This window comes from Stenotrophomonas sp. GW821-FHT01H02A, assembly GCF_059422145.1.
Genome location: NZ_JBWKWI010000007.1, coordinates 217219 through 241141 on the forward strand (window position 1 = coordinate 217219; position 23923 = coordinate 241141).

A 23923-nucleotide genomic window follows, 5' to 3' on the forward strand; every position below is an offset into this window, starting at 1 on the left:
GAAGAACAAAACCCCGCGCAAGCGGGGTTTTGTTTTGTGTGCCTTTGGTAGAGCCGACCGTTGGTCGGCTGCCGCGCATCGCACGGCGGATGACGTATACACGCCGTCGGATTGAAGAGCAGCTGACCAACGGTCAGCTCTACCCACCCTGGATCGCGGGAGAGCAGCCGACCAACGGTCGGCTCTACGCGGTGCGCGTTCAGGCCTCGGCGGTTTCCGCCACCGGGTAATCGGTGAACCCCTCCGCGCCGCCGCCGAAGAACGTCGCCTTGTCCGGCGGGTTCAACGGCAGGCCCTGCTGCAGGCGCTCGGGCAGGTCCGGGTTGGCGATGAAGGGGCGACCGAAGGCGATCAGGTCGGCCCAGCCCTTGGCCAGGGCCTCTTCCGCACGTTCCACCGTGTACTTGCCGGCGTAGATCAGGGTGCCGCGGTAGAGCATGCGCAGCGCTTCCTTGAAGGCCACCGGCATCACCGGGGCATCCTCCCAGTCGGCTTCGGCGATGTGCAGATACCCCACGCCGATCTCGTCCAGCAGATGCGCCGCGGCCAGGTAGGTCGCCTGCGGGGTGTCATCCACCGCGCCCTGCAGCGTGGTCAGCGGCGCCAGACGCACGCCGACGCGCTCGGCACCGATCTCCGCGGCCACCGCTTCGGTCACCTCGCGCAGGAAGCGCAGGCGGTTCTGCAGCGAGCCACCATAGCCATCGGTGCGCTGGTTGGCCTGGGAATCGATGAACTGGTTGATCAGATACCCGTTGGCCCCGTGCAGTTCGATGCCATCGAAGCCCGCCGCGATTGCATTGCGCGCGGCCGCCGCGTAGTCGCGCACGATCCCGGCGATCTCATCGGTCCCCAGGGCGCGCGGCATCGAGTGCTGTACCATCTCGCCGACCCCGCTCTGCGGGCCCCGGCCTTCGGGATCGACGAATACCTTGACGCCCTCGGCCAGCAGCGCCGAGGAGGACACCGGTGCCGCGCCCCCCGGCTGCAGGGCGACGTGCGAGACCCGGCCGACATGCCAGAGCTGGGCGACGATGCGGCCGCCGGCAGCGTGTACCGCATCCGTGACGGCGCGCCAGCCGGCGACCTGGGCTTCGTCATGGATGCCCGGGGTCCAGGCATAGCCCTGGCCCTGCTGGCTGATCTGGGTGCCTTCGCTGACGATCAGGCCGGCCGAGGCGCGCTGGGCGTAGTAGTCGGCCATCAAGGGCGTGGCAACGTTGCCCTCGCCGGCCCGCGAGCGGGTCATCGGCGGCATCACGATACGGTTGGGCAGCGTCAGTGCGCCACGGGTATAGGGGGAGAACAGCATGGCAATCCTTGATCGGGGGAACCGCCGCAGCGGTGATGACGACAAGGATGGGGACAGGGCGGCCAGCCCAACAGGCCTGCGGCGGCAAAACAGTTGTGCCGCCGATGCAACGATCGCTCAGCCGCGCTCGGCCGCCAGCATCGAATAGGCGGCCCGTACCGTTTCGTAGCCGTAGGTACGCTCCAGCCGACGCACGATGAAGTGCCCGCGCGCCACGTCCTGGTAGTAGTCGGTGAACATGGTGTTGAGGGTGGCGCCAGCCACCGCGCCGACGATCGGCACGGCCTGCGCGGCGAACTTCTCGGTGACCACCACGCCGAAGCGCGCCGCCACCTTCTCCACGATCTTGGCCAGCCACTTGCCGGCTTCTTTCGGGGTCAGGCCGATCATCACCGGGCTGCCGCCGACCGCGCGCCCGGCCAGCTCGGCCGAGAGGTGACGCATCACCTCGGCGGTGAAACCGCGGGTGATGTAATAGCCGGTCTCGCTGGCATCGTCCTTGCCGGAGTTGCCGCCCAGCGCGAACACCTCCAGGCAGGCGTGCCGGGTGCTCATCTCGCGCAGGTCGAAGCCTTCGCTGCGGGCGACATCGGCCACCGAGCGCATCATGATCGTGGTCGAGACCGGCAGCTCGATGAACAGCGTGGTGAAGCCGAACGCGCCGCCGACCGCACCGGACGTGGCGGCCGCCAGCTTGTGCCAACGCGTGGATGCGGCCTTGCCCGGTGTGTTGTCCATGCTCCACAACGCCGCCTGGGCGGATTTGAACAGTGCTGCTTCGACCGCACCGTGGATGCGGCGGGACACCGACCCGGGCAAGCGCTTGACCGCGAACTCCAGCGGCGAGCCGATCAGGTTCGCCATCTTGGCGGTCAGCGTGGGCGATTCCAGCAGCTCCACCGCACGCTGCAGGTCACGCCAATCCTGCGAGGTCGGCAGGATCGAGGAGTGCAGTGGCGGCGGTTGCGGCGAGGTGATGGCGTTCATGGCCGCGATCATAACGCCGCCGATGTTCACCGCTTGTGGCCTCGCCTGCCAGTGGCTGAACGCTGGGGTGCAGGCCGGATTGCCGAGCCACGCCCGGCGTCCGGGTCAGGCCGGCAGGCCCGACAGCGCGCCCATGAACTGGCGGTAATGGCGCAGCTCGTCGATGGAATCGTGTACGTCGCTCAGCGCCGTATGGCTGGCGGTCTTGCCAACGCCGGCGGCCACGCCCGGGGCCCAGCGCTTGGCCAGTTCCTTGATCGTGGACACATCCAGGTTGCGGTAGTGGAAGTACTTCTCCAGCCGCGGCATTTCACGGTGCAGGAAGCGACGGTCCTGGCAGATCGAATTGCCGCACATCGGCGAGGCTCCCGCCTTGATCCACTGCTGCAGGAACGCGATGGTCTGCGCTTCGGCCTGGCCGAGGCTCACCGTGCTCTCGACCACGCGCTGCCACAGGCCGGACCGGCGATGCTGGTTGCGGTTCCATTCGTCCATGGCCTCGAGCCGCTCCACCGGGTGATGGATGGCGAATTCCGGACCTTCGGCCAGCACGTTCAACTGCGCATCGGTGACCACCGTGGCGATCTCGATGATGGCATCGTTGTCGGTGTCCAGACCGGTCATTTCCAGATCGATCCAGATCAGTCGCTCGCCTTCTGCGCCGTTGTCCGCCATGTGTTCGCCTTGTGCTGGGCCGCCGCTTGCGCGGCGACCGGGATGGATGAGGCGCCCATGATACCGCCAACGGGTCACGGCCCCGTCGCTGCCGCGGCGTCATTCCAGCAGCAGCGGCGGCTTGCCGCGCTTGGCGCGGAAGTAGTTGGTCAGCCGGGTGCTGGCGTCTTTGGCCAGTACGCCGCCGTGGATTTCCACGCGATGGTTGTGGCGCGGGTCACCGATCAGGTCGAACACGCTGCCGCAGGCACCGGTCTTGGGGTCGGTGGCCGCGTACACCAGCCGCGCCACCCGGGCGTGCACGATCGCCATGGCACACATCGCGCACGGCTCCAGCGTCACGTACAGCGTACTGCCGAGCAGCCGGTGGTTGGTGATCGCCCTGCCCGCCTGCCGCATCGCGACGATCTCGGCGTGCGCGCTGGGGTCGTGGTCGGCGATGTTGAGGTTCCAGCCTTCCCCGAGGACAGTGCCATCGGCACCGACCAGCACCGCGCCAACCGGGATCTCGTTGAACTCGCGCTCGGCACGCTCGGCCAACCCCAGTGCGTGGCGCATCCAGTGTTCGTCCTGGTCGTGCACCGGAACGCCCAGCGGAGGCGGCGGTGCGAGGCGCTCAACCATGGCCGTTGGCCTTTCGCACGAACGCCTCGAACGCGGCCAGGGTGGCCTCGCTGACATGGTGCTCGATTCCTTCGGCATCGCGACGCGCCGAATCGGCGTCCACGCCCAGCGCCAGCAGGAACTGCTCCACGGTCTGGTGGCGGGCGCGCATCTCCACCGCCAGCTGCTCGCCGGCCGGGGTCAGGAACACCCCGCGGTACGGGCGCTGGATCGCCCAGCCCTCCTTGACCAGGCGCTTGAGCGCCTTGGCCACGGTCGGCTGCGCCACCCCGAGCCGGGTGGCGATATCCACCTGGCGGGCCTCGCGGCCATCGGCGATCAGGTCCGCGATCAGCTCCACGTAGTCTTCGACCAGTTCGGACCGGCGCGCTTCGCGCACCTGCACGAAGCCCTCGACATGCACCTGGGCATCGATCAGGGGCGAAGTGGCTTTACGGGTCGAGGACGGCATGATGGCTCCAGCAAGGGCCGGTGGCGAAGGGCTGCGGCGCTGGAACAGTTTACCTCACGGGGGTTTGCGACTCCCCCGCCCGGGGCGGGCAGCCCCGACGGGGGGACTGCACCGTCGTGGCGGACGCTGCCTCAGCGCGGCCGACGCTGCAGGGCGGTCTCGAACAGCACCGTGCCGTCCTGGTTGGCGGCCACCAGCCTGCCACCATGCGCACGCGCGAACTCGCTGGCGATGAACAACCCCAGCCCCAGGCCACGGCTGTCGTGGAAACTGGCCTTGAACGGCTCGAACAGCCGCGGCAGCAATGCGTCGGGAATCTGCCCGGCATTGCGCACCTGCAACCGCAGCGGCGCGCCGCGCTCGCCCTCCACGCGCACCACCACCGGCGCGTCGCCGCCATGCAGCACGGCGTTGCCGACCAGGTTGGACAACAGCTGCGCCAGGCGATCCGGGTCGCCCTGCAGCTGGGCATCGCCCTGCACCTGCAGCTCGATGGTCGCCTGCGGATGCGCGCGGCCGATCTCGGCCACCACCGTGGCGGCCAGCTCTGCCAGATCGCAGTCGGTACTGTGCAGGCGCAGGCCGCCGGTACGGATCCTGGAAAAATCCAGCAACTGCTCGACCATCCGCGCCATGCGCTGCGCACTGCTTTCCAGGTGGCCCAGGGTGCGCTGGACCTGACTGTCTTCGGGCAGGTCCAGCGACAGCTTGTCCGCGCACAGCAGGATCGAGGCCAGCGGCGTGCGCAGGTCGTGGGTCAGCACCGCCATCATCGTCTCGTTGAGCTTGAGCGCATGCTCCAGAGCCTCGTTGCGTGCCTTGAGCAACTGCTTCTGCTGGTAAAGCTCGATGAACACGTTGACCTTGCTCATGATCACCTGCGGCTCGATCGGCTTGTGCAGGAAATCCACCGCGCCGGATTCATAGCCCTTGAAGGCGCGCACGGGATCGTTCGGCGAGGCGGTCAGGAAAATGATCGGCACATCGCGGCTGCGCTGTGAACCGCGCATCAGTTCGGCCAGCGAGAAGCCATCGATCTCCGGCATGTGCACGTCCAGCAGGGCCAGCGCGACTTCATGCTCCAGCAGCAGTTCGAGTGCTTCGGCGCCGGAGAGCGCGCACAGGATTTCCAGGCCGGGACGGCGCAGCAACGCTTCCATCGCGACCAGATTCTGCGGGATGTCATCGACGATCAGCAGCTTCACGCTGTCGGAGGTGGCAGTCGACCCGGCGGGCTCGATCAGGTTCATCGGGTAAGACCTTTCATACGCGTGCAGATGGAGGTGAGCGGGAGCACCGCGTCGGCGCCGGCATGCGCCAGGGCGGACGCGGGCATCATCGAGGAATAAGCCTCCTCAGGGCATTGGATCCAGGCGTCGCCCCCGGCGTGGCGGACCGCAGCGACACCGTCACTGCCATCGCTGCTGGCGCCGGTCAGCAGGATCGCCAGCACGCCGTCACCGAACACATCGGCGGCGCTTTCGAACAGAGGGTCGATCGCCGGGCGCGAGAACAGCACCGGCGGATCGACCGACAGTGCCAGCGTGTCCCGGTCCTCCACCAGCAGGTGGTAATCCGGCGGCGCGAAGGTCACGGTGCCGGCCTGAAGCGGCTGTTTGTCCTCGGCTTCGCGCACCGGCAGCGGGCAGCCGGCATCGAGCAGATCGGCGATGCGGCTGGGCCGGTCGCGTGGCAGGTGCAGCACCACCAGCACCGGCAATGCCAGCGTTGCCGGCAGCGCCGACAGCAGGGCCTGCAGCGCACTGACGCCACCGGCCGATGCGCCGATGACCACCAGGTCGAACCGGCTGCGTTGCGAGGCGGCATTCATCAGGCCAGCTTCCGGTACAGGCGCTGGTCGCGCGCACAGGCCTCGAACAGCTCCGCGTGCGCGCCGAACTGCAGCGACTCCTTGCTGCCCAGGCCGAGGAACCCACGATGGACCAGGGCTTCATGGAACAGGCCGATGGCGCGGTCCTGCAGCGGCCGCTGGAAGTAGATCAGCACGTTGCGGCAGGACACCAGGTGCACTTCGGAGAACACGGTATCGGTGGCCAGACTGTGGTCGGCGAACACGATGTTGCGCTTGAGGCGGCGGTCGAACACCACGCTGCCATAGCCGCTGCTGTAGTAATCCGAGAGCGAGCCGGTGCCACCGGCAGCCAGGTAATTGCGGCTGAACTGCGCCAGCCGGTCCAGCGCGAAGGCACCGGACTCGGCCGCCTGCAGTGCCTCGGGATTGATGTCGGTGGCGTAGATGATCGCCCGGTCGAGCAGGCCTTCTTCGTGCAGCAGGATCGCCAGCGACCATACTTCTTCGCCGGTACTGCAGCCGGCGATCCACAGTTTGATCGAGGGATAGGTGCGCAGCACCGGCACGGCGTGCTCGCGCAGCACCCGGAAGTACGGCGGGTCCCGGAACATCTCCGAGACCTGCACGGTGAAGTACTGCATCGCCTGGGCGAAGGTCTCCGGCTCGTGCAGCAGGCGGTGCTGCAGCGCGCCCATGGTCGAGCAGTCGAAGCGCGACATGGCATGGCGCATGCGCCGCCGCAGCGACGCCAGCGCATAGTCGCGGAAGTCGTAGTGGTAACGCTGGTAGACCGCCTCCAGCAACACCTTCAGCTCCAGGTCGAACAGCTCCGTTTCATTCATCGGCGCGAGCACCACACGCGGCACAGCGAGACCAGCTTGTCCACGTCGATCGGTTTGGCGATGTAATCGTTGGCACCGGCCTGCAGGCAGTGCTCGCGGTCATCGGGCATCGCCTTGGCGGTGAGCGCGATGATCGGCAGGTCGCGCCAGCGGTTGTCCGCGCGGATCTCGCGCATGGCGGTCAGTCCATCCATCTCCGGCATCATGATGTCCATCAGCACCAGGTCGATCTCCGGGCGCAGCTTCTCCAGCGCCTCGCGGCCGTTGCGGGCAATCTCCAGGGTGACGCCAAGCGGTTCCAGCACGCTGGACAGCGCGAAGATGTTGCGCACGTCGTCCTCGGCCAGCAGCACGGTGCGGCCATCAAGCACCGCGTCGCGGCGACGCGCCTCGCGCAGCAGGCGCTGCTGGTCGGTCGGCAGCGAGGCCTCGACGCTGTGCAGGAACAGGGTGACCTCATCGAGCAGGCGCTCGGGCGAGCGTGCGCCCTTGATGATGATGCTCTTGGAATAGCGGCGCAGGCGCTGTTCTTCATCGCGGGTCAGCGCGCGCCCGGTGTAGACGATCACCGGCGGGAACGCGACCGCGTCATTGCCAGCCATGCGCTCGAGCAGGTCGTAGCCGGTACCGTCCGGCAGCGCCAGGTCGGTGACCATGCAATCGAAGGTGGAGCCGGCCAGTTCGGCCATCGCCTCGGTGATGGTGCCAACCGCGGTGATTTCGAGCTGGTCGCGGCCGAGCAGCAGTTGCAGGTTCGAACGCAGCTCGCTGTCGTCCTCAACGATCAGCAGCCGGCGCATGTCGCGCTGGCTGGTCGCCTCCAGCTGCTGGATCGCCCCGACCAGGCGCTCGCGCGTGGCCGGCTTGATCACATAGCCGATCGCGCCCAGCTCCATCGCTACCTGCGAGCGCTCCAGCCCGGACACCACATGCACCGGGATATGCCGCGTGGCCGGGTCGCGCTTGAGGCGCTCCAGCACGCTCAAGCCGGAGACATCGGGCAGGCCGATGTCCAGCAGGATGCCGTTCGGGCGCAGTTCGGCGGCCAGGCTCAAGGCTTCCTCGGCAGTGCCGGCGACCACGCAGTCGAAATCCAGCTCGTGCGCCATCGAGACCAGCGCACTGGCGAAGGCAGTGTCGTCCTCGACCACCAGGATCATCCGGCCGGCACGGCTGCGGCGGCCGCGATCATCCATGACCTTTTCCGGCGCCGGTGCCGGCGTGGGCCCGGCATGCGCGCGTCCCAGTGCCGAGGCAGTGGGCGCTGCCGGTGCGGCGACCGCGGCGGGACGGACGTCATGCACGATCTGCTGGGCATTGCCGGTGCCGCCACCGGCCAGCAGCGGCAGCTCGAGCGTGAAGCAGCTGCCCCGGCCGGGCTCGCTGGAGACGCTGATGCTGCCGCCCATCCGGGCCGCCAGATCGCGCGAGATCGACAGCCCCAGGCCGGTGCCACCGTAGCGGCGGCGAGTGCTGCCGTCAGCCTGGCGGAAGGCCTCGAAGATGACCGCGGTCTGCTCTTCCGGGATGCCGATACCGGTATCGGAGACGGCGAACTGGATCCGCCCTGCCCCGGCACTGCGCACCTTCAGCGACACGCAGCCGTGCTCGGTGAACTTGACCGCATTGGCGAGCAGGTTCTTGAGGATCTGCTGCAGGCGCTGGCTGTCGGCCAGCAGCTGGGTCGGTGCATCCGGCGCGGCGCTGATCTCCAGGCTCAAGCCCTTCTGCACCGCCATCGGCTCGAAGGTTTCCTTCAAGCGCTGCAGTACGCTGGAGACGGCGAGGTTCTCCTCGACCAGCTCCACATGCCCGGCTTCGATCCGCGACAGGTCGAGGATGTCGTTGATCAACGACAGCAGATCGTTGTTGGACGAGTGGATCGCCTGGGCGTACTTCACCTGCTCTGCGGTCAGCGTGCCGTCCTTGTTGTCGGCCAGCAGCTTGGCCAGGATCAGCGCGCTGTTGAGCGGCGTACGCAGCTCGTGGGACATGTTGGCCAGGAATTCGGATTTGTAGCGCGAACTGGCTTCCAGCTCGTTGCTGTTCTGGACCAGCTGCGCCTGCGCCAGCAGCAGTGCCTGCTGGCGCGACTCCAACTCATGGGTGCGCTCTTCAAGCTGCACATTGGTCTGCTCCAGCTCGGCCTGCTGCTGCTCCAGGTTGGCCTGGGAATGCAGCAGGCTGCGGCTCTGTTCTTCCAGCTCCTCGTTGGCCACCCGCAGCTCTTCCTGCTGCGCCTGCAGCTCTTCGCTCTGGCGCTGGGTTTCTTCCAGCAGTTCCACCAGCTGCGCATTGAGCAGCGAGGCCCGCAGGGCGATGCCGATCGGCTCGGCGCACTGCAGCAGCAGGGCCAACTCCAGGCCACGCGCGGGCGACGCGCCGGCACGGCCCAGTTCGATCACACCGACCACCACGCCATCGGCGGTGACCGGACCCAGCAGGCGCTGGTGGACCGTGGTGCGGCCCAGCGGGGTATCGATTTCCAGCGGGCTCTCGTTGTCCTCCAGCCGGCGCGGGCGCGCCTGCCGGATGATCTCGCCCCACTGCCCGGCGTGCACGGGCAAGGTCTCGGGCAGCTGCGCCGGCAGCGCCGCGCCACCGACCAGCACCAGGCGCTCGCCCTGCAGGCGGTACATCGCGCCTACGTCGGCATTGAGCTGCGCGCACAGCGCGCGCATGGCCTCGTCGGCCAGCTCGCGCGGGGTCGGATCGCCACGCAGGCTGGTGCTTACCGCGTTCTCGCCTTCCTGCAGCCACAGCGAATCGGCGGCTTCGCGGCGGGCGCCAATGGCCTTCATTACCGTCAACGCCATCACCAGGAAGGCAATGCCGCCGATGCTGCGGTTGACGAACGAAAAGGCCGAGTTGCTGCTCGCCGGCGCCACGTTGTAGCCCACCGCAAGCAGGATGCAGGACCCGATCGCCACCAGCAGCGGCACTTCCATCCGGCGCTGGAACAGCGTGATGCCTACTGCCATGAAGTAGGTCAGCCAGACCGCATAGCCCAGCGGCACCACCATCTCCGTGCCCAGCGTAGCCGCCATCAAGGCGGCCGACGCAAGCCAGATCCAACGGTCACGGGAGGTGGGCGCAGAATTCATGCCGTGTTCCAGCTCAAAAGGGGGCTGATGGTACCCGATGCAGTAAACGGGTGTTAAGCGGCAGAAGTCAGCCTGTTCCAGCACGTTCTTGACACTTTCTTCACACCATCGCCCCTACGGTTCGGTCCCTTATCGGGGGAGTCGATAACCGTCGTGGTCCAGGCCGTATCCAGCGTTGCACCGCTTGCCGACGAAAGTCGGCAGCTGAAGCTGTTGATCGACAACGTGAGCGATCATGCGATCTATCTGCTCGATACGCAGGGCAGCATCTGCAGCTGGAACCGCGGTTGTGAACGGGTCAAGGGCTATACCGCCGAGGCGGTGATCGGCAAGTACGTCGGCCTGTTCTACACCCCTGAAGACCAGCAACTGGGCGTGCCGCAGCAAGCCCTGGCCTATGCCCGCGACCACGGGCGCTTCGTTGGCGAAGGCTGGCGGGTGCGCTGCAATGGCGAGCGCTTCCGTGCCGGCGAAGTGATCGAGCCCGTCCGCGAAGACGGCCACCTGCTCGGTTTCGTCAAGGTCACCCAGGACGTCACCGAGCGCTACCAGGCCCAGCGCCTGCTGCAGGATGCGCAGCGCGCACATGTGCAGCAGCGGCAACTGGACAACGTCGGGCGCCTGACCCGTGGCCTGGCCCATGAATTCAACAATCTGCTGACCACCATCGGCAATGCCCTGGACCTGATCGCCCTGCGCCCCGGCGCCGATGGGCGGACCCAGGAGCTGGTGGACCTGGCCCAGGCCGCCGCCGACCGCGGTTCGCTGCTGACCCGGCAGCTGCTGGCCTTTTCCGCCGATCAGACCTTGGTACGTGAGCCGGTGATCGTGCAGGAGTTCCTGCTCGATGCTCTGCCCGTGCTGCGCCGGGCCTGCCCGGCCGGCATCGACGTGCAGCTGAAATTGACCTCGGAACTGCCCCCGATCGTCACCGATGGCGTACAGTTGCACAGCGCCGTGTTGAATCTGGTGCTCAACAGTGGCGAAGCGATGCCGCAGGGCGGCACGGTCACGATCACCGCCGAGGTCGAACAGCGACTGGCTCCGGATCTATCCCAGCCCATGCGCCGCCACTATGTCGCGATCGCGGTGACCGATGAGGGCGACGGCATGCCCCCGGACATCGCCGAGCGCGCCAGCGAGCCGTTCTTCACCACCAAGGAAGTCGGCAAAGGCAGCGGCCTCGGCCTGAGCCAGGTATTCGGCTTCGTGTCGCAGTGCGACGGCTTCGTCGATGTACAAACCGCCCCGGGACGGGGCACCACCGTCCGTCTGTTGTTACCTGTCATTGAGGAAGTCGAGCATGTCTGAGCCCCTACGCGTATTGATGGTCGAAGACCAGCAGGACCTGCGTGAACTGATCGGCCAGGCGTTGCGGGACTTCGGCATCGAGATCCACACGGCCGACGACGGCCCGGCCGCGCTGCGGCTGATCCAGGACCCGGGTGGTTTCGACGTGGTGTTCAGCGATATCAGCATGCCCAACGGCATGAGCGGCGTGGAGCTCAGCGAGCACGTGGCCGATGTGCTGCCCAATGCGCGCATGATCCTGGCCTCCGGCTATGCGCGCTCGCAGTTGCCGCCGCTGCCGGACCATGTCGAGTTCCTGCCCAAGCCGTATCGCCTGCGCCAGCTGGTGACGTTGCTGCAGTCACCGGTCGCGCCGCTCTGATCGTCCCGAGGCACGCCGCCGACGGCGGTCGTCGCCGCGCGCAGGGGCGATAATGAGCCGCCCCCCTTCTACATCGTCGCCATGTCCGATCTCGCTCCACTACCCACCCTGCCGCTCGGTCACTACCGCCACTTCAAGGGCGGCAATTACGAGGTGATCGGCGTTGTCCGCCACAGCGAAACGCTGGCGCCGATGGTGCTGTACCAGCCGCTGGATTCGGATGTCGGCCTGTGGGTGCGCCCGTTCGAGATGTTCGTGGCACAGGTCGAGGTGGAGGGGCAGTGGCGGGCCCGCTTTGCGCGGGTCGAATCCGGCGGCTGAGACGCGAGTCCGGCGACTGGGACGACGGCCCCGCCGGCATGCCCAGCCGTCAGCGCACCCCGGTCTGTTGCATGCCCACGAGGGCACGCAACTGCGCGGTGACGGCGCGGAACTGCTCCGGCAGGGCCGCTGCATCAAGTGCATCGACCTGGCGCGACAGCACCGCGAGGGCCTCGGCCATGCTCATCGCTGCCTGTCCGCCCTCGGAGGGCGCGTCCTGGATGTCCAGGTGCGCGCCGATCACGCCGGCCAGCACCTCGAAACCCTTCACCGTGGCGGCATCGAGCTTGGAAGGGTTCGGATCCAGTGCGCACAGTGTGCCGTGGAAGCCGCCATCGCGACGGAACACCGGTACCGAGATGTAGCTCTCGAACCCATACAACGCCGGCGTGGGATGGCTGGAGAACGCCGGATGGATGCTGGCCTGGTCGAACTGCACCAGATGTCGATGCTCGCGGATCTCATCGCAGATGGTGGTTTCCAGCACCAGGTCGTCGCCCGGGCGCAGACCGAAATCAAGACGGTCATGGACGGCGCAGGCAGTCCAGCGATCGGCGGTGACGCGCGCCACCGCGACGAAGCGCATGCCGGTCATCGCACTGGCCAGTTCCAGCATGCCCGGCACTGCCGGCATCGAGAGCAGGGCCGCCACATCGTCCAGGCGCGGATCCGTGGAGCTGGCCAGCAACGGCTCGGGCGCGGTGCCCGGACCACCTTCGTCCAGCGGGTGCTCCATGGCGGCAAGGCGACGGTCGAGCACCTTCGCGTTGACCTCGTTGAACAGGCCGCGGACCGCGGCCGACAACGCCCGCGCATCGGCGATCGCACCCACGAAATGGATACCCTGCCCCACCAGGCGGATCTGCTCGACACCGTGATCCCGCCGCAGCGATGGCCACGCCAGACGGTGCAGGATGCGCATCCAGTCATTGCGCGGGGCGTCATCCAGCAGCGCGGTGACAATCACCCGCGGGGACGTCGCTCCCTCCTGCGGCCCGGGCAGATCAAAACCGATGAGGGCCGGAAAGCCGGGACTGGAAGACATCACAACCTCTGGGGCATCGCGGAGCCATCGAAGGAGTGGCTTTGAAGCGAAATTGTCGCATGAATGCGCGAGACTGGCCGTGATAGATCGCGCGCTTTCACTCTGGCCTGGAGGAGCCGATCGCCACTACGTGCCCGGCTCCCGAACTCGGATGGCGGCCGCTATCATCTACACGTCGCTCGCGATCGCCGCATGGCGGATCCCATGCGCCGGCGGCGGATGCACAACTTCTCAACCACAAGGACGTGACGGTATGGGTGCCACAGGGCAAGGTGCTTCAATGGTGGTCGGGATCGTCTGGGCCCTGCTGGGGCTGCTGTGGATCTTCGTTCCCTTTGCCATCTTCGGCATCAAGGGCCTGCTCCGGCAGATCCTGGCCGAACAGCGCAGGACCAATGAGATTCTCACCCGCGTGCATGGGGACCGCATTCCGCCGATGGGCCCCGAACCCCAGCCATTCAGAGTGGGACCGTATCCGTGAAAGGCGACGATCGTCAGGCGCAGCGGGGGCTTCAGGCGCGCGCGGGCGCCCCTCCATGCTCCACGACGCACCAGGCAGATCCAGCGTTCCATGCGCCCCGCTGATTAATGCTGCGTCGCAGCAGTACAATGCCGCGCTTCCCCGTTCGACGCCGCCGCCTGCATGAGCTCCTCTTCCGTCCCCCTGGCCGCCCGGCTTTCGCCGCGCGAGCGCACCCTGATCCTGCTGGCCTTGTCGCTGGGCGGCTTTGCCATCGGCACCAGTGAGTTCGCCAGCATGGGGCTGATGCTGGAAATCAGCCGCGGGCTGTCGATCAGCGAAACCCAGGTGGGCCACCTGATCAGTGCATACGCCATCGGCGTGGTGGTCGGCGCCCCGGTGCTGGCCTTCGCTGGCGCCGGCTTCGCGCGCCGCAAGCTGTTGCTGGCGCTGATGGGCTTCTATGCCATCGGCAACCTGGCCAGTGCGCTGGCCCCCAATTACGGCACGATGCTGCTCGCGCGCTTCGTCGCCGGCCTGCCACATGGCGCCTACTTCGGTGTCGCGATGCTGGTCGCCGCCGCGATCAGCCCGCCAGCCCAGCGTGGCGCGGCGGTGTCCAAGGTGCTGCTCGGCCTCTCCGTGGCGATCCTGGTCGGCAACCCACTCACCACCTGGCTCGGCCAACAGTTCAGCTGGCGCACCGCGTTTGCGCTGGTGAGCGTGCTGGCGATCGCCACGGTGGTGATGATCGCGCGCTTCCTGCTGCCGGATCCGGACGAAGTGCGCACCTCGCCGATGCGCGAGCTGCGCGCCTTCAACCGCACCCAGGTGTGGCTGGCATTGGCGATCGGTTCGGTCGGCTTCGCCGGTATGTTCTGCGTGTTCACCTATCTTGCGCCGACCCTGGTGCAGGTCACCGGCCTTGCCGAATCGTGGATGCCGCTGGCCGTGGGCATCTTCGGCATCGGTGCGATCATCGGCAACGTGGCCGGTGGCTGGCTGGTGGACCGCTTCCAGTTCCGTGCCGCCGCCGTCGTGCTGGTCTGGTCGATCCTGGTGCTGCTGGCCTTCCCGCTGGCCGCGCAGTCGGTGTGGAGCGTGTTCCCGATGATCATTGCCGTCGGCACCATGGGCGCCCTCGCCGCCGTGCTGCAGACCCGCCTGATGGACGTGGCCGGCGAGGCGCAGACGCTGGCGGCCGCCTCCAACCATGCCGCGTTCAATACGGCCAACGCGCTGGGCCCGTGGTTCGGCGGCATGGCGATCGGCGCCGGCTTCAGCCCGGCGGTGACCGGCTACGTCGGCGCCGCCACCGCGCTGGGCGGCCTGCTGCTGTGGTGCGTGGCGATGCTGGTGGACCGCCGCTCGCGCAGCGTGCCGGTGCTGCAGCAGTAAGCGCACCGCTTGAACCCTCGCTCGATCCGAATCCCCGCCCAGGCGGGGATTTTTTTTATTTCCCCTATCATGGGCATCCGATCAAACCGCGCCACCCATGCAGTTCCGGCCACGGCCGCAACGAGGGCCGCACCTGGAAACACCGATGACGTACGAATGGGCCCCAAGCGACTGGGGTCAACGCCTCACGCGATCGCCGCACTGGCGCCTGCGCCTGGAAGACGACCGGCTGGTCCTGACCGTTGATGGCCATCGGTACCACGCGCCGCTCGACGCACTGCAGGTGCACCTGCGCCTGCCATGGGCCCGACTCACCCTGCACTGCGGCGACGATGCTCCGCTGACGCTCGGCGGCCTGTCCACCGCCTCCGCGCGCTTGCTGGTGTCGGCCCTGCGCGAGCGGCGCGGCGAACAATGCCAGCGCGACCAGGTCACCCTGTTCCAGCAGTCCCACACGGCCATCCAGCACTGGTTGACACAGGTGCAGGCCGTCACCGACCTGGCGGACGAGGAATCCCTGTGGCTGACCCACGAGCAGCAACAGGCGCTGCTGCAGGCGCGACCGGCCCTGCCACTCGATGAAGACGCGCTGTGGGCGGTGTTCGACGACGCAGGACTGCGCAGTCAGCTCGACGGCGACCCGGCCGCGATCGAAGAAGCGCTGATGCTGTGGCTGGCCGACTGGCCAACGATGTGGGCGCGCCGCAACGAGGCCCACCAGGCGCGCGAACGGGTCGCCAGCCGTGCCTTGCTGGACCGCGTCGAAAGCCGGCCACTCACCGATGAGCAGGCCCGTGCGGTGATCTGCTTCGACAACCGCGTCCAGGTGGTGGCCGCAGCCGGCTCGGGCAAGACCTCGACGATGGTTGCCAAGGCCGCGTATGCCATCGAACGCGGCCTGGTCGCGCCCGAGCGCATCGTCATGCTCGCCTTCAACAAGGACGCCGCCACCGAGTTGCAGGCGCGAGCGGACCGCGCGTTCCAGCGCCTCGGTCTGGGTGAGGTGCGGGTGGAAGCGCGCACGTTCCATGCGCTGGGCCGGCACATCATCGCGCAGGCCACCGGGCGGATGCCGCTGGTACCGGACTGGGCGGTGGATGCTACGCAGGGCTTCCATCGACTGGCCGAGATCATCGACCAGCTCAAGGACCGCTCGTTGCAGTTCCGTACCCAGTGGGACATGTTCCGGCTGGTGTTCGGCCGCGACCTGCCCGTCATCGGTGGATCGCTGGACGCCGAGGAGTGGGACAAGGATGGCCAGGGCTACGTGCGCACCCTGCGCGGCGAACGCGTGCGCAGCATCGAAGCGTGCGTGATCGCCGACTGGCTGTTCTACAACGGCGTGGAGTACACCTACGCAAGTCACGACGCATTCGATGCTGCGACCGATGCGTACCGCCAGTATCGCCCGGATTTCTACTATCCCGGCGTTGCGCTGTATCACGATCACCTTGCCCCGGAGGGATACGACCGGGCGCCCGCGCAGCCCAGTGGCGAACCCGGCACCCGCCGCGGCGTCGAGCGCATCGAGACCACCCCGCTGCAGTTGCGCACCGGCGAACTGTTCATGCGGCTGGGCGAGGCCTTGTCGCATCGCGGTATCGAACTCGACCCGAATCCCGACCGCGAACTGCCCGAGGGCGGCGCCACGCCGATGCCGGACACCGACCTGATCGGCCTGGTGCGCACCTTCATCAGCCACGCCAAGAGCAACGGCCTGCACGTGGAGGACATGGTCGAGCGGCTGCGCCGCCTGCCCGACGATCACTTCAAGCACCGCTACCGCCTCTTCCTCGCGCTGATCGTTCCCATCCTGGACGGCTGGGACGACGCGCTGGTCGCCGAGGGCGGGATCGATTTCGAAGACATGCTCAACCAGGCCGCCGAGCACCTGGAACAGGGGCGCTACGTCGCTCCCTTCGATCTGGTGATGGCCGACGAATTCCAGGATGCCTCGCGCGCCCGTGCGCGGTTGTGCCGGGCGCTGGTACAGGCACCGGGCAGACATCTGTTCGCGGTCGGTGACGACTGGCAGTCGATCAACCGCTTTGCCGGCGCGGACGTGTCCGTGATGACCGGCTTCGTGGACTGGTTCGGCCAAGGCCAGGTGCTCAAGCTCGAACAGACCTTCCGCTGCCCGCAGGCGCTGTGCGATGTATCCAGTGCCTTCGTGTCACGCAATCCAGCGCAGCTTCCGAAGCAGGTCCATTCGGTCACGCCGGCGCACGGCGCGGTGCTGCAGGCTTTCCAGGTGGCCTCGCGCGACCGGCTGGCCGGCGCGGTCGAGCAGTATCTGGAGCGGCTGCACCAGCAGCTGTTGTCCGGCCAGGTACCGCCCGGCCGCGATGGCAAGGTCACGGTGTTCGTGCTCGGCCGCTACAACGCCGACCGCGCGATGTTGCCGGCCACCTGGCGGGCGCGTCATGGGCAGCACATGGAGGTCAGCTTCCTCACCGCACACCGCTCCAAAGGCACCGAGGCGGACTACGTGATCCTGCCCGGCATGCTGGACCGGCGCTTCCCCAATACCCGCGCCGACGATCCCGTGCTCGCGCTGGCGATGCCGGACAGCGATGCGTATCCGCTGGGCGAGGAACGCCGCCTGTTCTACGTCGCACTGACGCGTGCGCGCCGCTCGGTGGCGATGTTCACCGTGCAGGGGCGACGCTCGGCCTTCCTCACCGAGCTGGTCAACGACGGTGCGGTGCGCGTCACCTCCATGGCGGGTGAGACCATTCACGAGCAAGCCTGCCCGGCCTGCAAGGTGGGCGTGATGGTGCCGCGCACCGGGCCGTATGGCGCGTTCCAGTCGTGCTCGGGCTATCCGCGCTGCGAGTACAAGCCGCCGAAGGTGGGGGGACACCCGGGCATGCGTACCTTCGCGGGGGCCTGAGCGGCGCGCCCATTGCTCACTCCAGCGCGGCGGCCATCCCGGCATCGATCTGCGCAAGCAGTGCCCGGCGGTCACCCACACCTGGCATCACCCGCACCAGGTTGCGCACCATCCGCAGATCCTGCTGCTCGCCGAGCTGATCGCCCAGCGAGTGCAGCGCCCGCGCCTGTCGGCCAGGACTGCGGCGCTTGAGCGAAGCGGCCAGCGCGCTGTCCAGCGTTGGCAGTGCGTCCAACTGCATGCGCAGGCGACGCACCCGGCGGCGCCAGCGGTGCAGATCCTCGGTATCGCGGCTGCGTGCGGCACGCTTCTCCGCCTTGGCCGTGCGCCGCTCACTGCGGGCCAATCCCTTGCGGATGTCGCGCGCTCTCAGCGAGTCCCAGGGCTGCGCCTGGAGGTCACGCGCGATACGTACCAGTGCCGTCTGGCGACGTGCAAACGCCGGGTCGCGCGCGAGTGCCTCGGCGAGGCGTGCGTCGCGGCGTACCGTCAGCCGACGGCATACCTCCGCCCACGGCAGGGCGGGCTGCCGCGCGGCCAGGCGCTGGCAGGTCTCCACCACCACATGGGCATCGCGCAATGCCGACAGCCCCTGCCCGAGGCGGCGCAGTGCGGCGTCGACCGGGTCTGTCTCAAGGGGGCTGTTGTCCAGCAGGGCGAGCAGCGCGCGAAGGCGGCGGATGGTCTTGCGCGCACGATGCACGGCATCGTGGACATCGGGTCGGGGCAACAGCGCCTCGGCGATGTCCCTGCACTCATGCTCCGCCAGTGCGCGGGCGGCTGGGCCGATTGCGGCTGGCGACATGGTCGTTTCCCCCGGAGGCGTCGGGGGATTGTACCCATGCCGCGGCGTGGCGGCCGTCAGCCGGGGTTGAACATCTGCCGCACGCCCCGCAGCAGCTCATTGACGCTGAACGGCTTGGGCAGCAGCGACATGCCCTGCCCGAGGAATTCGTTACGGACCGCCGCGCTCTCGGTATAGCCGGTGACGAACAGCACCGGCAGATGCGGCCGCAGGGCCCGGGCCGCATCGGCCAGCTCGCGGCCGTTCATGCCCGGCAGGCCGACGTCGGACAGCAGCAGGTCCAGTTCGCGGTCCGAATGCAGTTCCAGCAACGCCTGCTGCGCGTTGATGGCTTCCACCACCTGGTAGCCGGCTTCGACCAGCATCTCCCGGACCATCATCCGCACCGAATCGGTATCGTCGACCAGCAGGATGCGTTCGGCGCTGCCACGGGGCAGCTGCGAAGGGCTCGATGGCTGGGCGATCGGCTGGAGCTGGCCCTCCGGCAGCAGCAGCTCGATTTCCGTGCCCTCGCCGCGCTCACTGGCGATGCGTGCGCTGCCACCGGACTGACGCGCGAACCCGTACGTCATCGACAAGCCCAGCCCGGTGCCCTCGCCCTGCGGCTTGGTGGTGAAGAACGGCTCGAACACCTTGGTCAGCAGCTCGGCGGGGATGCCGACGCCGTTGTCGAGCACGGTCACGGTGACATAGCGGCCGGGGGCCAGCTCGTGGTCACGCTCGATCTGCACGCGCCCGGCGCGGATGCGGATCAGGCCCTGGCCGGCCAGCGCGTCGCGGGCGTTGATGACCAGGTTGAGGATCACGTTCTCGAACTGGTTCGGGTCGGCGACCGCGATCAGCGGTTCCAGGCCCAGTTCCAGCTCCAGCTCGATGTTCTCCCCGATCGAACGCTGCAGCATGTCTTCCAGCGAACGCACCCGCGCGACGACGTCGAAGGTCTGCGGGTCCAGCGGTTGTTTGCGGGCGAACGCCAGCATGCGCTGCGTCAGCGCCGCTGCACGGTGTGCCGAGCCGGTGGCGATCTCGACGTAGCGCGACGCCTTGTCCCATTTACCGCTGGACGCTGCGATCTCGATCATGTCCAGCCCGGAGATGATCGTGGTGAGCAGGTTGTTGAAATCGTGCGCAATGCCGCCGGTGAGCTGGCCGAGCGCATCCATCTTCTGGGCCTGCATCAGCTCGATTTCGGTGCGCTCGCGCTCGGCGATCTGGAAGGCGAGTTCAGACGTGGCGCTTTCCAGCTCCTGGCGCTGCTCGTTGGCGCGCGCATGGTGCTCGGTGGTGTCTTCGATCAGCACCAGCCCCTGCCCGGACGCCTGGTACGGGGTCACCCGCCACTCGGTCATTCGGATCGCACCACCGACGCGAAGGCTGAAGGTGCCCTGCCAGCGCTCGCCTTCGGCCAGGGCGACTTTCAAGGCGCTCAGTGGGGCGGTTTGGTCCTGCAGCAGCTGATCGAGTTGGCCGGGGCCGATCTGCTGGCCGAGCAGACGGGTGAACGCATCGTTGGCATCGTGCGCGTTGAGGTCGGCATCCAGCACCGCGATGGGCGCATTGATATGGCGGAAGATTTCGCGGAAGCGCGCCTCGGTCTCACGCAGCGCCTCTTCGGCCCGACGGGCACGCAGCAGGCTGCGCAGCGTGGCCAGCAGCACATCCGGATCCACCGGATGGATCAGATAGGCATCCGCACCCGCGTTGAGGCCGGTGATCATGTCACCGGTGGCGATCGACGCGGCCGAGACGTGCACCACCGGCAACAACTGCAGCCGCGGGATCTCGCGCAGTTGGCGGACCACATCGAAGCCACTCATGTCCGGCAGATTGACGTCGAGCACCAACGCGCCGAAGTCGTGCTCGGCCAACCGTTCAAGGCCCTCACCGCCGGTGCCCGCCTCTGCCACATGGAACCCGTGGTGCTCGAGAACGCGGCGCACCGCGTAACGGGTCGCCACGTTGTCATCCACCACCAGGATGCGATCAGGAATCGGCATGCGTGGCCTCCGTGGCCAGGGTCAGCGGCAGCACCACATAGAAATTCGAGCCGGTACCGAGTTCACTCTCGACCCCGACATGCCCGCCGAGCAGCCCGGCGAAGCGCTTGCACAGCGACAACCCCAGCCCGGTCCCGCGCAGGCGCTTCTGCAGCGGCGTATCCACCTGCACGAAATCCTCGAACAGGGTCGACTGCAGTTCGGCGGGAATGCCAATGCCGGTATCGCGCACGTTGAAGCGGACGGCGTTCTCACCTTCCAACCGGGTCGAGACCACCACCTGACCGTTGGGGGTGAATTTCAGTGCGTTGGAAATGAAGTTGCGCAGGATCTGCGCCAGCTTCTTGTCGTCGGTATACAGCAACGGCATGACCGGCGGATCTTCGAACACCAGGTCCACCTGGTTACCTTCCACCAGCGGACGGAACATGCCGCGCAGGGCCGAGAACAGGTCCATCAGGTCGAACCAGGCCGGCGAAATGGTGATCCGCCCGGCCTCGATCTTGGCCAGGTCCAGCAGGTCGTCCACCATCTCGCGCAGTTCGCTGGTCGACGCACTGATGAAGCGCACCTGGCGGCGCTGCTCCGGGGTCAGCGGACCGTCCATGCCGTCTTCCAGCAGCCGCGTCATGCTCAGGATCGAGCCCAGCGGTGTGCGGAACTCGTGGCTCATGTACGACAGGAACCGGCTCTTCAGTTCGGAGACCTCGCGCAGCTGCTCGGCCTGCTGATCCAGCTCGGCATACAGCGCAAGCACACCCTGGTTGGTTTCATCCAGCTCGGCACGCAGCGCATCAGCCTCCAGGCGCAGCCGCTGCAGTTCCTCATCGTGGGGGGTGACGCTCAATGCAGATCTCCAAGACGCAGGGCAACAATGCCGGCGTCATCCCGGCCACGATCGAAATCACGCTGCAGCACCGCCACGATCAACGCCGGGTGGCGGTGGAACAGGCCGGGGTAGTCACGCAGGCTCCAACGCGCCTGTAGTCCATCGCTGTGCATGACCAGCAGCGTGCCTGCCGCCGCGTGAAAATGAAATGGTTGTGCCTTGCGGTACTGCACGCCGACGATCCCCGGGTGCGAGGCCAACCCGCGCGAGCCGGTGGGCTCGCACAGGCTGGCGGCGATATTGCCGATACCGGCGAACTCCACCTGGCCCGTGGCCACCTCCACGCAGGCCACCGCCGCTGCACCGCCACGGGTACCCGACATGCCGGCATGCAACACCCCGATCAACGCCGGTGCCCCCGCCGCGGCAGCGCGTGCCATCGCGTCCACGCCGGCGCGCGCAGCGTCGGCGGCGGGAAGTCCATGTCCGAGCCCATCGATCACCGTGACCGATACGGTCCGTGCATCCGCGCGGAGGTGCCAGGCATCGCCGCAGGCCAGCTCGTGGCGCATGGGCAGGCGCAGTGCGCCGTAAGCCACGTCGATATCGCGCGGCGCGCGACTGGCGTAGATCCGCGCCACCACCACCGCGCCCTTGGCATCGGACCAGGCATCGAGCACGCTGGCCTGGCGCTGGATCGCCCCAAGCCCGAGGCCCTGGGTACCGCCGGTCGAATACCCGTCGGGAAGACACTCGGCCAGGGAGAATCCCGGGCCGGCGTCCACGGTGCAGAGCTCCACGCCAGTGCCACCGCGGCCACAGACCACGGACAGGTACATGCGGCCACCGCGCCCATGTTTGAGCACATTGGTCGCCATCTCGGTCGCCACCAACGCCGCGCGACCGGCATCCATTTCATCCAGGCCGACAAGATCGGCCAGCGCCAGCGCTTCGCGCCGTGCCTGTCCGACCTGTGAGGTTTCTTCGACCACCACGACCCGCGTTACCTGGCCGGCGAAGTTCAGCTCCATTTGGTGATCGTGATGCGGGTGCCCTGTCCCGGCGCACTCTCCAGTTCGAATTCATCCACCAGCCGACGCGAACCGGACAACCCCAGGCCCATGCCGGAGCCGGACGACCAGCCATCGGTGAGCGCCTGGGCGACATCCGGAATGCCGGGGCCATTGTCGGCGAAGACCAACCGCACCCCCCTGCGCATCCCGTTCTCGACCACGTTCCAGTCCATCGTGCCGCCGCCGCCGTAGATCACGGCATTGCGTGCCAGCTCACTGGCCGCGGTGACCAGCTTGGTCTGATCGATCAGGCGCAGCTTGCAGGCGACGCACACCTGGCGCGCAGCCTGGCGGGCCAGCACGACATCCTGCTCGATGCGGATCGGCAACGAACCACTGGAGGCACTCATGAGGACGCTTCGTCTTCGTCGGTGCGCTGCAGCAGCTGCATGCCGCGCTCCACATTGAGTGCGGTGCGCACGCCGCTGAGGGTGAGGCCGAGTTCCACCAGCGTGATCGCCACCGCCGGCTGCATGCCGACCACCACCGTGGTGGCATCCATGATCCGCGCCAGCGACGAAATAGTGGAGATCATGCGGCCGATGAACGAATCAACGATGTCCAGGGCGGAAATGTCGATCAGCACACCGCGCGCGGAGGTACTGCGGATCTTCTCGGTCAGGTCGTCCTGCAGGGTCAGCGCGAGCTGGTCATGCATGTCCACCTGGATGGTCACCAGCAGCAGATCGCCCATCTGCAGGATCGGGATGCGCTCCATCTCAGCGGGCAGTCCGGGTCACGGTCTGGCCGGTACGCTTGAGCGCCAGCGCCAGTGCGTCGGCCAGGTTGGCCTTGGTCACGATGCCCTGCAGGTCCAGCCCCAGGTGCACGATGGTCTGCGCGATCTGCGGCCGTACGCCACTGATGATCGCGTCGGCGCCCATCAGCCGGATCGCGGTGACGGTCTTCAGCAGATGCTGGGCCACCAGCGTGTCCACGGTCGGCACACCGGTGATATCGATGATGGCGATTTCAGAACCGGTATCCACGATGCGCTGCAGCAGCGACTCCATCACCACCTGGGTCCGCTGCGAATCCAGCGTGCCGATCATCGGCAGCGCCAGCACGCCCTCCCACAGCTTCACCACCGGCGTGGACAACTCCAGCATTTCTTCCTGCTGGCGCTGGATCACGTCTTCGCGGGTTTTCTGGAACACGCTCACCGTGTACAGGCCCAACTGGTCGATCAGCTCGGAGATCGCCCACAGCTGGTCGCCCAACCGGGCCGGATCATCCGCGTAGCCCTGCTGGATCAATTCGAACAGCGGTCGCTTGAGCGAGAAAATGAAACTGGCGGTCTCCGAAGAGTTGAACCCCTTCAGGACGCGCTCGCGGGAGAGTTCCTCGAGGAAGCGCCGGATGTCCTGCCACTCGGTGCGTGTGACGGAGCTGACGTCCGACGGCGACAGCGCGTCCAGGAACAAGCGCCAGAATTCGCGCACCTGGATGTCCTGCTCACGCGAGGAAAGCCGGCCGTCGTGGGCCTGGCTGGAACCGGACAGATTGCCGGCCCATGCGGCAAGCAGGGGCTCCTGGTGGCTGCGGATGAGATCGATCGTGCGCTGCTGCAAAGCCGCCATGGAAAGGGTCCTGGAAGAAAGGGGAACAGCCGGAGGACGGGC

The 23923-nt window shown here is 67.5% G+C and carries 23 protein-coding genes; 6 read left to right on the top strand and 17 right to left on the bottom strand.

Annotation, left to right across the window (positions count from 1 at the left end):
- Positions 1-199: 199 nt before the first annotated feature.
- The 9 genes from AC07WC_RS12775 to AC07WC_RS12815 form a co-directional block, all read right to left on the bottom strand.
- Positions 200-1312, bottom strand: a complete 1113-nt coding sequence (locus AC07WC_RS12775; RefSeq protein WP_495210319.1) for an alkene reductase — start codon at positions 1310-1312, stop codon at positions 200-202.
- Positions 1313-1429: 117 nt separating this feature from the next.
- Positions 1430-2299 carry an EcsC family protein gene (locus tag AC07WC_RS12780; RefSeq protein ID WP_495210320.1) on the bottom strand — a complete coding sequence of 290 codons (870 nt, stop codon included), beginning with the start codon at positions 2297-2299 and terminating at the stop codon, positions 1430-1432.
- 105 nt (positions 2300-2404) lie between these two features.
- Positions 2405-2974, bottom strand: coding sequence for an oligoribonuclease (gene orn, locus AC07WC_RS12785; protein WP_495210321.1), 570 nt, complete (start codon positions 2972-2974; stop codon positions 2405-2407).
- A gap of 99 nt (positions 2975-3073) precedes the next feature.
- Positions 3074-3598, bottom strand: coding sequence for a tRNA adenosine(34) deaminase TadA (tadA, locus tag AC07WC_RS12790; RefSeq protein WP_495210322.1), 525 nt, complete (start codon positions 3596-3598; stop codon positions 3074-3076).
- On the bottom strand, positions 3591-4049 hold the full coding sequence (mntR, locus tag AC07WC_RS12795) for a manganese-binding transcriptional regulator MntR (protein WP_088435394.1): 459 nt from the start codon (positions 4047-4049) through the stop codon (positions 3591-3593). The genes tadA and mntR overlap by 8 nt, the downstream gene beginning before the upstream one ends.
- Positions 4050-4180: 131 nt before the next feature.
- Positions 4181-5299: a hybrid sensor histidine kinase/response regulator gene (locus AC07WC_RS12800; protein WP_495210323.1), complete on the bottom strand. Its 1119-nt coding sequence runs from the start codon at positions 5297-5299 to the stop codon at positions 4181-4183.
- Positions 5296-5880: a chemotaxis protein CheB gene (locus tag AC07WC_RS12805; protein ID WP_495210324.1), complete on the bottom strand. Its 585-nt coding sequence runs from the start codon at positions 5878-5880 to the stop codon at positions 5296-5298. Before AC07WC_RS12805 ends, AC07WC_RS12800 begins: the two co-directional genes overlap by 4 nt.
- On the bottom strand, positions 5880-6728 hold the full coding sequence (locus AC07WC_RS12810; RefSeq protein ID WP_495210325.1) for a CheR family methyltransferase: 849 nt from the start codon (positions 6726-6728) through the stop codon (positions 5880-5882). The genes AC07WC_RS12805 and AC07WC_RS12810 overlap by 1 nt, the downstream gene beginning before the upstream one ends.
- On the bottom strand, positions 6701-9808 hold the full coding sequence (locus AC07WC_RS12815; RefSeq protein WP_495210326.1) for a response regulator: 3108 nt from the start codon (positions 9806-9808) through the stop codon (positions 6701-6703). The genes AC07WC_RS12810 and AC07WC_RS12815 overlap by 28 nt, the downstream gene beginning before the upstream one ends.
- A gap of 153 nt (positions 9809-9961) precedes the next feature.
- Between AC07WC_RS12815 and AC07WC_RS12820 the strand changes: the two genes are divergently transcribed.
- The 3 genes from AC07WC_RS12820 to AC07WC_RS12830 all read left to right on the top strand — a co-directional run bounded on the left by AC07WC_RS12820 (position 9962) and on the right by AC07WC_RS12830 (position 11801).
- Positions 9962-11119: a two-component system sensor histidine kinase NtrB gene (locus AC07WC_RS12820; protein ID WP_495210327.1), complete on the top strand. Its 1158-nt coding sequence runs from the start codon at positions 9962-9964 to the stop codon at positions 11117-11119.
- Positions 11112-11480 carry a response regulator gene (locus AC07WC_RS12825; protein ID WP_495210328.1) on the top strand — a complete coding sequence of 123 codons (369 nt, stop codon included), beginning with the start codon at positions 11112-11114 and terminating at the stop codon, positions 11478-11480. The genes AC07WC_RS12820 and AC07WC_RS12825 overlap by 8 nt, the downstream gene beginning before the upstream one ends.
- An 81-nt stretch (positions 11481-11561) precedes the next feature.
- A complete protein-coding gene (locus AC07WC_RS12830) occupies positions 11562-11801 on the top strand; it encodes a DUF1653 domain-containing protein (RefSeq protein WP_495210329.1) in 240 nt (79 codons plus the stop codon).
- A 49-nt stretch (positions 11802-11850) separates the two neighbouring features.
- On the opposite strand, the gene AC07WC_RS12835 is transcribed toward AC07WC_RS12830, so the two are convergent.
- Complete coding sequence (locus AC07WC_RS12835) at positions 11851-12846, bottom strand: GAF domain-containing protein (RefSeq protein ID WP_495210330.1); 996 nt, start codon at positions 12844-12846, stop codon at positions 11851-11853.
- Between the two features lie 280 nt (positions 12847-13126).
- On the opposite strand from AC07WC_RS12835, the gene AC07WC_RS12840 reads away from it, so the two are divergent.
- The 3 genes from AC07WC_RS12840 to AC07WC_RS12850 all read left to right on the top strand — a co-directional run bounded on the left by AC07WC_RS12840 (position 13127) and on the right by AC07WC_RS12850 (position 17597).
- On the top strand, positions 13127-13327 hold the full coding sequence (locus AC07WC_RS12840; protein WP_495210331.1) for a hypothetical protein: 201 nt from the start codon (positions 13127-13129) through the stop codon (positions 13325-13327).
- Between the two features lie 162 nt (positions 13328-13489).
- The gene (locus AC07WC_RS12845) at positions 13490-14704 is read left to right on the top strand and encodes an MFS transporter (RefSeq protein ID WP_495210332.1); all 1215 of its coding nucleotides are present in this window, start codon (positions 13490-13492) and stop codon (positions 14702-14704) included.
- Positions 14705-14849: 145 nt separating this feature from the next.
- On the top strand, positions 14850-17597 hold the full coding sequence (locus AC07WC_RS12850) for a UvrD-helicase domain-containing protein (RefSeq protein ID WP_495210333.1): 2748 nt from the start codon (positions 14850-14852) through the stop codon (positions 17595-17597).
- Between the two features lie 16 nt (positions 17598-17613).
- Here AC07WC_RS12850 and AC07WC_RS12855 read toward each other — a convergent pair whose 3' ends face one another.
- The 7 genes from AC07WC_RS12855 to AC07WC_RS12885 are packed head-to-tail and all read right to left on the bottom strand — an operon-like array spanning position 17614 to position 23881.
- On the bottom strand, positions 17614-18402 hold the full coding sequence (locus AC07WC_RS12855; RefSeq protein ID WP_495210334.1) for a CHAD domain-containing protein: 789 nt from the start codon (positions 18400-18402) through the stop codon (positions 17614-17616).
- A 56-nt stretch (positions 18403-18458) separates the two neighbouring features.
- Complete coding sequence (locus AC07WC_RS12860; RefSeq protein WP_495210335.1) at positions 18459-20399, bottom strand: PAS domain-containing hybrid sensor histidine kinase/response regulator; 1941 nt, start codon at positions 20397-20399, stop codon at positions 18459-18461.
- Positions 20386-21246 carry a sensor histidine kinase gene (locus tag AC07WC_RS12865; RefSeq protein WP_495210336.1) on the bottom strand — a complete coding sequence of 287 codons (861 nt, stop codon included), beginning with the start codon at positions 21244-21246 and terminating at the stop codon, positions 20386-20388. Before AC07WC_RS12865 ends, AC07WC_RS12860 begins: the two co-directional genes overlap by 14 nt.
- Positions 21243-22259 (bottom strand): ATP-binding protein, encoded by a 1017-nt coding sequence (locus tag AC07WC_RS12870; protein ID WP_495210337.1) that lies wholly within the window; start codon positions 22257-22259, stop codon positions 21243-21245. The genes AC07WC_RS12865 and AC07WC_RS12870 overlap by 4 nt, the downstream gene beginning before the upstream one ends.
- Entirely contained in the window at positions 22250-22651 is a 402-nt protein-coding gene (locus tag AC07WC_RS12875; RefSeq protein ID WP_495210338.1) for an anti-sigma regulatory factor, read from the bottom strand. Before AC07WC_RS12875 ends, AC07WC_RS12870 begins: the two co-directional genes overlap by 10 nt.
- On the bottom strand, positions 22648-23019 hold the full coding sequence (locus AC07WC_RS12880; protein ID WP_495210339.1) for an STAS domain-containing protein: 372 nt from the start codon (positions 23017-23019) through the stop codon (positions 22648-22650). The genes AC07WC_RS12875 and AC07WC_RS12880 overlap by 4 nt, the downstream gene beginning before the upstream one ends.
- 1 nt (position 23020) lies before the next feature.
- The gene (locus AC07WC_RS12885) at positions 23021-23881 is read right to left on the bottom strand and encodes an STAS domain-containing protein (RefSeq protein WP_495210340.1); all 861 of its coding nucleotides are present in this window, start codon (positions 23879-23881) and stop codon (positions 23021-23023) included.
- Positions 23882-23923: the final 42 nt, after the last annotated feature.

Excerpts from the sequence above, each read along its gene's own strand:
- AC07WC_RS12825 (WP_495210328.1), top strand. The coding sequence starts at position 11,112 with ATGTCTGAGCCCCTACGCGTATTGATGGTCGAAGACCAGCAGGACCTG.
- AC07WC_RS12815 (WP_495210326.1), bottom strand. The coding sequence starts at position 9,808 with ATGAATTCTGCGCCCACCTCCCGTGACCGTTGGATCTGGCTTGCGTCG.
- AC07WC_RS12800 (WP_495210323.1), bottom strand. The coding sequence starts at position 5,299 with ATGAACCTGATCGAGCCCGCCGGGTCGACTGCCACCTCCGACAGCGTG.
- mntR (WP_088435394.1), bottom strand. The coding sequence starts at position 4,049 with ATGCCGTCCTCGACCCGTAAAGCCACTTCGCCCCTGATCGATGCCCAG.
- AC07WC_RS12835 (WP_495210330.1), bottom strand. The coding sequence starts at position 12,846 with ATGTCTTCCAGTCCCGGCTTTCCGGCCCTCATCGGTTTTGATCTGCCC.
- AC07WC_RS12805 (WP_495210324.1), bottom strand. The coding sequence starts at position 5,880 with ATGAATGCCGCCTCGCAACGCAGCCGGTTCGACCTGGTGGTCATCGGC.
- orn (WP_495210321.1), bottom strand. The coding sequence starts at position 2,974 with ATGGCGGACAACGGCGCAGAAGGCGAGCGACTGATCTGGATCGATCTG.
- AC07WC_RS12870 (WP_495210337.1), bottom strand. The coding sequence starts at position 22,259 with ATGGAGCTGAACTTCGCCGGCCAGGTAACGCGGGTCGTGGTGGTCGAA.
- AC07WC_RS12840 (WP_495210331.1), top strand. The coding sequence starts at position 13,127 with ATGGTGGTCGGGATCGTCTGGGCCCTGCTGGGGCTGCTGTGGATCTTC.
- AC07WC_RS12780 (WP_495210320.1), bottom strand. The coding sequence starts at position 2,299 with ATGAACGCCATCACCTCGCCGCAACCGCCGCCACTGCACTCCTCGATC.
- AC07WC_RS12775 (WP_495210319.1), bottom strand. The coding sequence starts at position 1,312 with ATGCTGTTCTCCCCCTATACCCGTGGCGCACTGACGCTGCCCAACCGT.
- AC07WC_RS12880 (WP_495210339.1), bottom strand. The coding sequence starts at position 23,019 with ATGGAGCGCATCCCGATCCTGCAGATGGGCGATCTGCTGCTGGTGACC.
- tadA (WP_495210322.1), bottom strand. The coding sequence starts at position 3,598 with ATGGTTGAGCGCCTCGCACCGCCGCCTCCGCTGGGCGTTCCGGTGCAC.
- AC07WC_RS12885 (WP_495210340.1), bottom strand. The coding sequence starts at position 23,881 with ATGGCGGCTTTGCAGCAGCGCACGATCGATCTCATCCGCAGCCACCAG.
- AC07WC_RS12875 (WP_495210338.1), bottom strand. The coding sequence starts at position 22,651 with ATGAGTGCCTCCAGTGGTTCGTTGCCGATCCGCATCGAGCAGGATGTC.
- AC07WC_RS12830 (WP_495210329.1), top strand. The coding sequence starts at position 11,562 with ATGTCCGATCTCGCTCCACTACCCACCCTGCCGCTCGGTCACTACCGC.
- AC07WC_RS12855 (WP_495210334.1), bottom strand. The coding sequence starts at position 18,402 with ATGTCGCCAGCCGCAATCGGCCCAGCCGCCCGCGCACTGGCGGAGCAT.
- AC07WC_RS12845 (WP_495210332.1), top strand. The coding sequence starts at position 13,490 with ATGAGCTCCTCTTCCGTCCCCCTGGCCGCCCGGCTTTCGCCGCGCGAG.
- AC07WC_RS12860 (WP_495210335.1), bottom strand. The coding sequence starts at position 20,399 with ATGCCGATTCCTGATCGCATCCTGGTGGTGGATGACAACGTGGCGACC.
- AC07WC_RS12850 (WP_495210333.1), top strand. The coding sequence starts at position 14,850 with ATGACGTACGAATGGGCCCCAAGCGACTGGGGTCAACGCCTCACGCGA.